Here is a 10,467-nt window from a genome sequence, read left to right as displayed (position 1 = left end):
TTTCCAGGCATCGATGAAAGCAAACCTCATCGGCTTTGGCCCGCAAAGAAGATTGCCGCCTTTTTTAACACTTCCCTCTCCTCGCGCAGCAGCCGGACTTCCTTGCGAAGGCGTTCATTCTCCTTTTCGACGTCCTCGTGAGGACCCGACATCAGATCGTCATGCTGATGCTTCTGAACCCACTTGTTCAAAGTCGAAAGACCCACGCCTAAATCTGAGGCAACTTGGGGTCGTGTTAGGCCGCTTGTAACCGCAATGCGCACTGCATCACGCCGAAACTCGAGTGTGTATCTCGTTGCCATTCTTAATCTCCTTCATAGCAAACATTGCTCGAAAGAGACCGGAACTAAACCGTGGCAAGACCAGGTTCTGGATTAGACAAACCACACCTAACCGTGACAGGAGCATATGTCGTCGAGATTTTTTAACAGAGGTTGCACCCATTAAGTGAGCAGACCATGCTTCTTGATTTTGTTGTAGAGCGTGCGGGTGGTCATGCCGAGCTCTTGTGCTGTTTGCGCACGCCGAAAACCGTTACGCGCCAAGGCCTCGGAAATCCAATCACGTTCGGATACGACCGTGGTAGATTGGGGGCGGTCCGCTTTTGGAAGCTCTTGCGTAAATTGCGGGGCTTGCGCCAAGAAATCAAACGCAGCTTGTCCAACTGTTGTCCCTTCGGCTGCGCGCAAGGCGCGGGCAAGGGTGTTGCGCAACTCTCTTACATTTCCCGGCCAAGAATGTTCCATGAGCAGCCGCAAAGCTGCATTCGAAAATTTCGGAGGCTGCCCGTTCTGCAAAGACCTGCCTATACGCGCAGCAAGCTCTGGAATGTCATCGGCCCGTTCTCTGAGAGGTGGAATATCGATCGTATGGCCGGAAATGCGATAGAGTAGGTCGTTGCGAAAGGACGTGCTTTCTAAAAGCTCTGGCGCGGTTTGCAATGAGGTGCAGACCACGCGGGCCGTTATTTGCCGTGCTGTGTTCTCGCCGATCCGCTGCACGAGGCGTTCGTCGACGAACTTAAGGATTTTGCCTTGAAAATCGCGTGTTAAGGCTCCGATTTCCTCAAAAATCAACATGCCGCCGGATGCCAGTTCCAATGCTCCACGCTGGCTGGCCAATCCGCCACGTGCGCCTGCTGCTATACCCAATAGCTGTTGACCACCGTCATCGACATCAAGGGCGGCGCAATCAACGACCACGGGTTGGCGTGCAGGGGGAAATCCTGCCTCATAAATCTGAGAGGCTACAAGCGTTTTTCCTGTTCCTGTTTCGCCTGTAATAAGGACGTGAATATCCTCTTTGGCGAGATCTTCGATATCCTTACGTACCATTTGAATGGCATGCGAATTTCCAATGAGCACTGGTGAAGTGCCATCGGGATACGCTTTAATCCGTGCCAAGCGAGGAATGGCGGTGAAGCCGCGCGTCACTTCGTCGAGGGTCTGTTCAAGCGGGAGACGATCGAGAGTGGAGCCTGCGACGAAACCCTCGACGCCGCTGATCCGCGTCACAGCGAGAGCCTCCTCAGGGGAGGTGATTGGTCCGCCGTGGCACAGCTTGTTAACCGAGGTGGGGACACCTTCTAGAGCGCGGTCAATTAAGGTTGCTGCGCTTTCGATCGTTAAATGTGTCGTGACGCCGGTGGCACCTCCAGTGAAGCCGATATTGACGCATATGGCATTGGCGCCAGCTTGTACCATCTGGCGGGCCTGCGCATTGTTTTGCACGTAAACAAATGACTTCAAGTCAAATTGCTTTGCCCGTTCAATAAGGGCCACTTCCCGTGCAAAGCCAAGGCCTTCGCGCTCAAACAAGGCACCAAGTCGGCCATCTATAGACGTGGTTGTCGGGAAATTGCAGACCCCGGAAAAGCCCAGTGCCTTGATGCGGCCCAGTAGATCGTCGATATCAAGTCGGGGGTCGCTGACCGATAGGCCCGCATAAATAGGGGATGTGCAGCGGCCCAACATTTCGCGTTCGGCAAATTCCATGACCCATTCGTTGGCTGGGCGCACAGGCAGAAAACTGGTTAACGAAGACGCGCCCTGAACGCGAAAACGTCCGGCGTTCAACGCCAAAAGATAGTCGGCACCTGCTTTGTCTGCGGCCTGCGCTGTGAGCCCAGATCCGACAACGGCACCGAATAAAAAGGTTTTCCTCTGAGATGTCATGGAGTGGTTTCCAGATACACCAAGCCATCGACCGGTAAATCGGACAGGCGCAGAGTGCTTTCGTGCCAGTCCGAGGTGTAAGCCAGAAGTGTCGGATTGCTCCCATCCCCTTTGATGGCTTCGACCAACCGTTTTAACGAACCCAGCAGCATCTTCCCCGCGCTCTCGTCCTCAACCTCAAGCACGCCGGGATGCAGAACCAAACAATCCAGCCCCGCTTTGCGTGCGGCACGGGCCTGTTCTATCGACCTGAAAAACGCCATTGTTTCAAGCCCTGCGGCGCGGGCGCGGGCCAGATAGGCATATTCAAATTCGGGCGAGGCAGGGATTGTGCTCATTGACTGGCGTAGCGTGCCATCCAGCAGGATCGAAGAGGGCCAGTTTGTAATGCCACGATAGCCCATTTCAAGCAGTTGTTGAAATATAGCCGCTTCCGATCCGAAAGGGTCGCTGGCAAGAACTGCCGCCCAGTCCCCACGCCGAGCGGTGTCGCGGAGCGCATGATTGTGATCCAGCCTCGGCATCAAGAATGCGAGATCGGCCTGCGCGGCGGTCAACCCGTGAACGCTTGGGCAGAAAATGAGTTCGGCACTGGATGTGGTGCGATCTGGTGCGCCAGTCAGGTGATATGTTTTCATGTGAAGCAGTGTAGCAATTATCGGAAATTATCGGAAGTTAATTCCTATTGTTCCGGTTTTTGCAAGATTTCCTTAAGCAAATTTTACCTAAGTATCTGATATTTAGTAATTAAAATTAATGACCTCTGAGGATGTATTGGTTTCGAGTTGGAGAAACTTCGCGCAAATTGGTCGATAGGAGGACACATGACATTTTTCTTTATCGTTACTTTGAACGGCTTGACGCTTGCTGCGCTCTACTTTCTCGCAGCCAGCGGGTTCAGCCTAATCTTTGGGCTGATGCGCATCGTTAACATGGCGCATGGAGCGCTGTTGATGCTAGGCGGTTACGTTGGTTATAGCGTGGTTGACATGACTGGATCGTGGTCGATTGGCGTGATCGCTGGGGGGCTTGCCGCAGCTGCCGCGGGTGCAATCGTACAAGCAGGGGTGTTAGGCTGGATGCAAGGTGACGAATTGCGTCAAACGCTGGCCTCGATCGCCATTTCCATCATTATGGCTGACCTTATGTTGTGGTATTGGGGCGGAATTACCTATCAGGTTGAACTGCCAGAGGCCCTGTCAGGTGGGCTGCGACTGCCTTTGCTGGGGGTTGGATATGCCAATATTAGATTGGCGCTGATTGGCTTTGCCTTGGTGACGGGGCTTGCCCTGTGGATTTTTATCCAAAAGACCCGCATGGGGGCCATCATCAGAGCGGGTGTTGACGATCAGCAAATGCTGCGCGCCCTTGGCTATCCGATTAATAGAATTTTCATTCTTGTCTTTGCCCTTGGCGGCATGCTTGCGGGCATGGCTGGGGTTATTGCGGCCAGCGCGTTGTCCATTGCGCCAGGCACTGATCTGCAATTTCTATTGTCATCATTGGTGGTGGTGATCGTTGGTGGCATGGGGTCTGTCGGAGGGGCCGCATTGGGCGCGCTGTTGGTTGGGTTGGCCGAGCAATATGGACTGGCCTACGCGCCCACATATGGCGTTGTGTTCACCTTTGCCATTATGGTGCTGGTGCTCGCTGTGCGCCCTCAGGGACTTTTGGGAAGGGCCGAGCAATGAGATACGCTTTGATCGTTATTCCACTGCTGTTGCTGCCTGTGTTGTTAAACGACTTCTGGCTGACGCAGGTTATGACCCGCGCATTGATCTTGGGGATTGTGGCTCTCAGTCTCAGCTTTCTGGCGAAATATCTTGGTGTGGTTTCCTTTGCACAGGCCGCTATGGCTGGGGCTGGTGGCTATACAATCGCCTATTTCGGCCCCAACTCGGTGAATATCGGGATTGAATTGCCGTTTTGGATTTCAATCCCGCTCGCGCTGTTCCTCGCGACGGCTTTTGGGGGGCTTATCGGCTGTGTCGCACGCCGGTCACGGGGCATTTATGCCATCATGATCACGCTCGCGATTGGTATCGCTTTCTTTTATTTCACACGTCAAAATTATGCACTGTTCAACGGCTGGACTGGCTTTTCAGGCGTTCGTGCGCCCTTGATTGGGGGCATAAGCCTGCGGGCACCGGTTCCGCTTTACTTCATGTCATTGCTTTCAGCGGTCGTGTCGATGATGCTTGTCAGCGGCTTTGCGCGGTCCCCCATGGGATTGGCAATTCAGGCTGTGCGCGACGCACCAGGTCGGGTCATGGCGTTGGGTATTTCTGTGTCGACTCCGATCATTGCAGCCTTCGCATTTTCCGGCCTTTTGGCAGGCACCGGCGGCATCCTGAACGTCTGGTATCAGGAGCGGATTTCGTCCTTTTCGGTCGGATTTGGACCGATCATCGACATTCTGATCATCGCAGTCATCGGCGGGTTACGCTATCCCAGCGGCGCGTTTATCGGGGCAATCGTTTTTGTCATGTTGGACACTTTCGCTGTCGATCTGGTGGATCGCGAACGGTTCAACACGTTGATCGGCACCGTATTACTTTTGATCGTGATTTTTGCCCCGAACGGGCTGCAACAACTGGTCATGGACGGTGCCGCCAAGCTGCGCCGGGCAAAACAACCCACTAACTGAAAAACTTGAGCTAAATCATAGGGAGGAACCAAAATGAATAAACTCAAATTAGCAGTCTCGATACTCGCACTGAGTGCGGCTTCAGCATCCGCTGAGGATATCAAGATCGGTCTGATTTCGATCCTTGAAGGAAACTTCGCCGTATCAGGGACAGATGCCATTCGCGGCGCTGAACTGGCGATTTTGGATGTTGAGGGCAGTGTCGATGGCAACAAAATCGAGATGGTCTCGATGTCATCAGATGGCAGCCCCGATACCGCTGTCGCCGCTGCGCGCAAACTGATCGAACAAGATGGTGTTGATATCATTCTTGGTCCGCTCAGCGGCTCAGAGGGGCTTGCTCTGCGCGATCTTTCCAAATCCTATCCCAATGTGACCTTCATCAACGGCTCATCGGCGGCACAAGACACAACCCTGCGGCAGTCGTCCGATAACTTCTTTCGCTTTGGTGGTGATGGTGCGCAATGGATGGTCGGTGTCGGTGACTATGCTTTCAATGATCTTGGGTATAAATCTGTCGCTGTTGTGGCTGAGGACTACTCATTCCCCTACACGCAAGTTCTTGGATTCATGTCTGAGTTCTGCGCTGCAGGAGGCACCGTTCCAGAGAAGTTCTGGACCCCAATCGGGAACTCGGATTACTCGTCGGTCGTATACGCTATCCCACAAGACGTCGATGCCATCTTTGTGGCTTTGGGGGGCGCGGATGCCGTCAACTTCCTGACGCAGTATGATCAGGCCGGCGGGGATAAACCCATCATTGGGGGGTCAACGACAATTGACCAGTCCATTCTTGAATCCAAAGGGCCATTCAAAAAGCTATTGATCGGCGCGCCTGCAGGATCGCCAACAGTGGGTGATTATGATGGTGCTGAGTGGCAGGCTTTCGTGAAGGCCTATACCACCAACTATCCAGATGCATTTTCGGCACCATCTATTTTTGCGCACCACTACTACATGGCGGCCACCGCAGCTTTGCTGGCTTTGGATGAAGTCGATGGGGATTTGTCAAATGATCATGCCGCATACCGTGAAGCATTGACCAACTTATCTTTCACCGTACCAACCGGTGGGACAATGCGCTTGGATGCAAACCGCAATGGTATCGTCGATAATTTTGTCACCGAAGTTTACGAGCGCGAAGACGGCACCTTGGGCAACCGTGTGATTAAAGTTGTGCGCGATGTGAGCCAATCTTTGGGTCAGGATCCAGAAGCATTTCTTGCTATGGGCCCCGTCAGCCGGGACAATCCTTCGTGCCCGTAATAGACACACATAACAGCGTCAATGCCCTGGAGGTCCGGGGCATTGGCAAGCGCTTTGGGGCGTTTTGGGCCGTGCAGGATATCAACCTGACGGTGCGTCCCGGCGAACGTCGTGCAATTCTGGGACCGAACGGCGCGGGGAAAACGAGCCTGTTCAACGTGCTTACCGGCGACACGAATGCCAGCGCTGGCAGCATTAAGATGTTCGGAGCCGATATGACGCGCATGCCGATTAACAAACGTATTCGGCACGGTCTGCGCCGGACGTATCAGCACGCCAATTTGTTCAACGGTCTGACGGTACGCGATACGCTATTTCTGGCCGTGGCAGGCATCCGTGGCGGGTGGGGGCAGCTGTTGCCTCTCAAGGCGAGCGATCATCGCTTGGCCGAGGCCGAACGGTTGGCCGAAGTCGCGGGCATCCAGACTTTCTTTTCTCATGAAGTCTCATCTTTGAGCCATGGCCAACGCCGACAGTTGGAAATTGCGATCGCATTAGCAGAAAACCCTAAAGTGCTGCTGCTTGATGAACCCGCCGCAGGCTTGTCACCGGCTGAGCGCCCAAAATTGAGTGAGCTTTTGATGTCGCTCCCCAAAGACGTAACTGTGGTCTTGATCGAGCATGATATGGAGATCGCCCTGCAGACATCTGAAAGCGTGTCGGTTCTATTTAACGGCAAACTTTTGGCGGAAGGGGCGCCCACTGAAATTATGGAAAATGAAGACGTCCACCGTGTCTATATCGGAGGCGCGCATGTCCACTGAGTCATTGCTTCAAATCAAAGACCTCGAGCTGTGTTATGGCTCAAGTCACGTGTTGCATGGTGTGTCCTTGCGTGTCGAACAAAAGCCATTGGGCATATTGGGGCGCAACGGTATGGGCAAAACTAGCCTGTGCCAAGCGGTTATCGGAATGCACCCAAGTTCGGCTGGTACGATTCATTTCGCAGGCGAGGACATCACCACGTTACCGCCAGAAAAACGCGCCCAGATGGGGATCGCCTATGTGCCACAAGGACGGCGCGTGTTTCGGTCTCTCACGGTTGCGGAGCATTTGCAGATCGTGGCCCACAAGGGCAGCGCATGGTCTATTGATCGGGTGTACGAGATTTTCCCACGCCTCAAGGAACGGCGTCATAATCTTGGTGACCGACTGTCGGGGGGCGAGCAACAGATGTTGGCCATTGGTCGAGCGCTGCTGTTGAACCCTCGACTGATTGTGTTGGATGAACCCACCGAAGGGCTGGCGCCTGCGATCGTCTCGGAAGTCATCGACTTGATCAAAATGATCTCGGACGAAGGTATTGCGGTGCTACTTGTTGAGCAAAACATGCATGCGGCCCTCGCTGCGGTACAAGACGTGGCCATCATGGTTGGTGGCGAAGTCGTTGAAACCTGCACCGCCGAGGCCCTAGAACGCGATGCCGCACTGCAAAAACGCCATCTGGGGCTTGAGCCAGGGCAAAAGGATTAACTGAGCGCAATGATGTCCCAAAAAGCATATATCGTCGGCACGGCCGACACCAAGGGACCCGAACTTTCCTATGTCCGCGATCTAATCGCGGCAGCAGGTCATGAGACTGTTTTGGTGAATATTGGAACAAAAGGCGGCGAAGATGGGGTCGATATCACCGCAGCGGCTGTTGCGGCCTGCCACCCCGAAGGTCCAGCGGCTGTTTTTGTGAATGATCGAGGGCAGGCGGTGGTTGAAATGTCGCGTGCTTTGACGGCGTTTGTGCAGGGCAGGGACGATATCGGCGGAATTATTGGGCTTGGTGGTTCTGGTGGTTCTGGCATCATCGCGCCAGCACTGCAGGCGCTCCAGATTGGGGTGCCCAAAGTTCTGGTTTCTACTTTGGCCTCAGGTGATGTTTCGGCTTATGTCGGTGCTTCTGATGTCAACATGTTTCATCCCGTCACCGATGTCTCTGGCTTGAACCGGATTTCGCGTAAACTACTGGGCAATGCGGCCTATGCTTTGGCGGGGATGATGGCACATGAGGCACCTGTTGTTGAGGATGATCGCCCTGCGCTGGTCTTGTCGATGTTTGGTGTCACGACGCCAGCCGTACAGATGATCACCGAAGGCTTGTCCGACAGGTTCGATTGTCTGGTGTTCCATGCCACAGGCAACGGCGGCCGTTCGATGGAGCAGTTGATATCGCAGGGGGATGTGTCCGGTGTTCTGGATATCACAACGACCGAGATTTGTGATCTCTTGGTGGGTGGTTTTCTGAGTGCGGGCGAGGAACGGCTCGATAGCATTGCTCAAATGAAGCTCCCTTATGTCGGCTCGTGTGGTGCATTGGATATGGCTAATTTTTGGGGCCCTGAAACTGTCCCATCCCATTTCAAAGGCCGTCAATTCTATCACCATAATGCGCAGGTTACCTTGATGCGTGCGACGCCGGAGGAATCCGCAAAAATTGGAGCATGGATCGGCGCAAAACTGAACAAATGCGATGGACCTGTGCGGTTCTTGCTGCCTCTGCGCGGCGTCTCGGCCCTCGATATCGAAGGCGGACCGTTTCATGACGTGGCAGCTTCTGAAGCATTGTTTGGGGCGTTGCGCAATACTGTGGTTCAGACCTCGACGCGGCAGCTGGTAGAGCTTGATTTGCATATCAATGATCCGGCTTTCGCAGAGGCAGCAATTAACAATTTTAACGAAATTTACGAATGGAAAGTCAACTGATATGGCCGTTACAGGACGCGAAGAAATCCTTAAAAAATTGCGGGCCAAAGTGGTTCAGAAGCAGGTTATCGTGGGGGGCGGAGCAGGAACTGGTCTGTCTGCGAAATGTGAAGAAGCAGGCGGAATTGACCTGATCGTGATCTACAATTCGGGGCGTTACCGTATGGCAGGACGCGGTTCGCTTGCTGGTTATATGTCGTATGGCAATGCCAACGAAATCGTGGTGGATATGGGGCGCGAGGTCCTGCCCGTCGTCAAAAATGTACCGGTTTTGGCAGGGGTCAATGCCACCGACCCGTTTTGCATTATGGACAGCTTTCTGGATGAGTTGGCAGGCATGGGATTTGCTGGCATTCAAAACTTTCCAACGGTTGGCATCATCGATGGCCGCTTCCGTCAAGAGCTGGAAGCCACAGGTATGAGCTATGAGATGGAAGTTGAAACCATCGCCAAGGCGCGTGCGCGCAACTTGTTGACCACGCCATATGTCTTCAGTGCTGACAATGCCGCTAAGATGGCGCAGGCTGGTGCAGATGTGATCGTGGCGCATTTTGGCTTGACGGCCGGTGGTTCAATCGGGGCGCAAGATAGCGCACCTCGCATTGAAGAATGCGCCCGTCTTTATAATGAATGGACTGCCGCTGCACGTGAGCATCGCGACGATCTCATCTTTATATGCCACGGGGGGCCTTTGGCCGAACCGCAGGATGCACAACAGTTTCTAGATTTGTGCCCGGACTGTCACGGATTTTACGGTGCGTCGTCCATGGAGCGTTTGCCAACAGAACGCGCGATCACAGAACAAACCGCCGAATTCGTAAAACTGCGCCTTGGCGCTATGGCAAATTAAGGGATCTCATCATGATTAAAGCATATTCATCTACTGTCATCGCTGTGCCCGTCGATCTCGTTTGGGCGCGCGTCCGCGATTTCAATGGCTTGCCGAACTGGCATCTCGCGGCTACGGACAGCCGGATAGAGGACGGCCATGCGAACGGCGAAGTAGGTTGTGTCCGAAATTTTGCCCTGACTGACGGGTCGGGCCGCATCCGTGAAACGCTTTTGTCGATATCCAACACCGACAGATCTCTGACTTATGACATGCAGCCGGGTGGCCCGCTGCCGTTTCTGAATTATGTGGCCAAAATGAAGTTCTCTGACATTACCGATCGCGGCGAGACCTTTGCCGAGTGGTGGGCCGAATTCGAAGCGGGCGATGGACAAACAGATCATTGGCATCACTTCGTCGCCAAAGAGGTCTTCTTGGGCGGCTTTGATGCGCTTGAAAAGAGTTTTTCGAGCTAAAAGTCACCTTTCATTTTTCGCACAATTTTCCAAATAGTGGGATGCGCGGCGGATATTCATGACCTTTATTAAAGCGCGTATCGCACTCGCGCTGTGGTCATGCCGTGTAGGTGCTGAGTACCTAAGAGCAAAGCGTTCGATCCGAGTATCCCGACAAGCCAACTTATAACGGAAGGGGCTAGACCGAAGAAATCTGATTTTACGGTGATCCGTCGGGGCGCTTGTCGGGCTGGTCGGCATGGTGCAGATCTGCGTTGCTTAAAATCTCTCCCACGGCGAGTTGGTTGGTGGCGACTCCGTGCCTTTAGGCGTGTTTTTGGGGCTGGTTGGCGGACTAACCCCTATACCCTCTATTCGTGGAGTGGTCTTGTCCCGCTTACG

General features: G+C 53.9%; 10 protein-coding genes and 1 pseudogene. 8 read left to right on the top strand and 3 right to left on the bottom strand.

Annotation, left to right across the window (positions count from 1 at the left end):
• The 3 genes and pseudogenes from KO503_RS09870 to KO503_RS09860 form a co-directional block, all read right to left on the bottom strand.
• Nucleotides 1-302, bottom strand: a pseudogene (locus KO503_RS09870) (transposase); the annotation flags it as partial.
• 141 nt (nucleotides 303-443) lie between these two features.
• Entirely contained in the window at nucleotides 444-2,174 is a 1,731-nt protein-coding gene (locus KO503_RS09865) for a phosphoenolpyruvate hydrolase family protein (protein WP_215991391.1), read from the bottom strand.
• Complete coding sequence (locus KO503_RS09860) at nucleotides 2,171-2,812, bottom strand: phosphoenolpyruvate hydrolase family protein (protein ID WP_215991390.1); 642 nt, start codon at nucleotides 2,810-2,812, stop codon at nucleotides 2,171-2,173. Before KO503_RS09860 ends, KO503_RS09865 begins: the two co-directional genes overlap by 4 nt.
• Before the next feature lie 186 nt (nucleotides 2,813-2,998).
• Here KO503_RS09860 and KO503_RS09855 point away from each other — a divergent pair, with 186 nt between their 5' ends.
• The 8 genes from KO503_RS09855 to KO503_RS09820 all read left to right on the top strand — a co-directional run bounded on the left by KO503_RS09855 (nucleotide 2,999) and on the right by KO503_RS09820 (nucleotide 10,086).
• Entirely contained in the window at nucleotides 2,999-3,865 is an 867-nt protein-coding gene (locus tag KO503_RS09855; protein WP_215991389.1) for a branched-chain amino acid ABC transporter permease, read from the top strand.
• Nucleotides 3,862-4,821, top strand: coding sequence for a branched-chain amino acid ABC transporter permease (locus tag KO503_RS09850; RefSeq protein WP_215991388.1), 960 nt, complete (start codon nucleotides 3,862-3,864; stop codon nucleotides 4,819-4,821). Before KO503_RS09855 ends, KO503_RS09850 begins: the two co-directional genes overlap by 4 nt.
• Nucleotides 4,822-4,854: 33 nt before the next feature.
• Nucleotides 4,855-6,087: an ABC transporter substrate-binding protein gene (locus tag KO503_RS09845; protein WP_215991387.1), complete on the top strand. Its 1,233-nt coding sequence runs from the start codon at nucleotides 4,855-4,857 to the stop codon at nucleotides 6,085-6,087.
• A 71-nt stretch (nucleotides 6,088-6,158) separates the two neighbouring features.
• Nucleotides 6,159-6,851 carry an ABC transporter ATP-binding protein gene (locus KO503_RS09840; protein ID WP_303507284.1) on the top strand — a complete coding sequence of 231 codons (693 nt, stop codon included), beginning with the start codon at nucleotides 6,159-6,161 and terminating at the stop codon, nucleotides 6,849-6,851.
• Nucleotides 6,841-7,560 (top strand): ABC transporter ATP-binding protein, encoded by a 720-nt coding sequence (locus tag KO503_RS09835; protein WP_215991385.1) that lies wholly within the window; start codon nucleotides 6,841-6,843, stop codon nucleotides 7,558-7,560. The genes KO503_RS09840 and KO503_RS09835 overlap by 11 nt, the downstream gene beginning before the upstream one ends.
• Nucleotides 7,561-7,572: 12 nt before the next feature.
• A complete protein-coding gene (locus KO503_RS09830; protein ID WP_215991384.1) occupies nucleotides 7,573-8,781 on the top strand; it encodes a Tm-1-like ATP-binding domain-containing protein in 1,209 nt (402 codons plus the stop codon).
• Between the two features lies 1 nt (nucleotide 8,782).
• A complete protein-coding gene (locus tag KO503_RS09825; RefSeq protein WP_215991383.1) occupies nucleotides 8,783-9,631 on the top strand; it encodes a phosphoenolpyruvate hydrolase family protein in 849 nt (282 codons plus the stop codon).
• Nucleotides 9,632-9,642: 11 nt separating this feature from the next.
• Nucleotides 9,643-10,086 carry an SRPBCC family protein gene (locus KO503_RS09820; protein ID WP_215991382.1) on the top strand — a complete coding sequence of 148 codons (444 nt, stop codon included), beginning with the start codon at nucleotides 9,643-9,645 and terminating at the stop codon, nucleotides 10,084-10,086.
• Nucleotides 10,087-10,467 lie beyond the last annotated feature (381 nt).

Source organism: Pacificibacter marinus, assembly GCF_018860505.1.
In the GTDB taxonomy this organism is placed as follows: Bacteria; Pseudomonadota; Alphaproteobacteria; order Rhodobacterales; family Rhodobacteraceae; genus Celeribacter; species Celeribacter marinus_B.
Note: the sequence above shows the minus strand (reverse complement) of the source record. Positions and strands in the feature narration are given on the sequence as shown.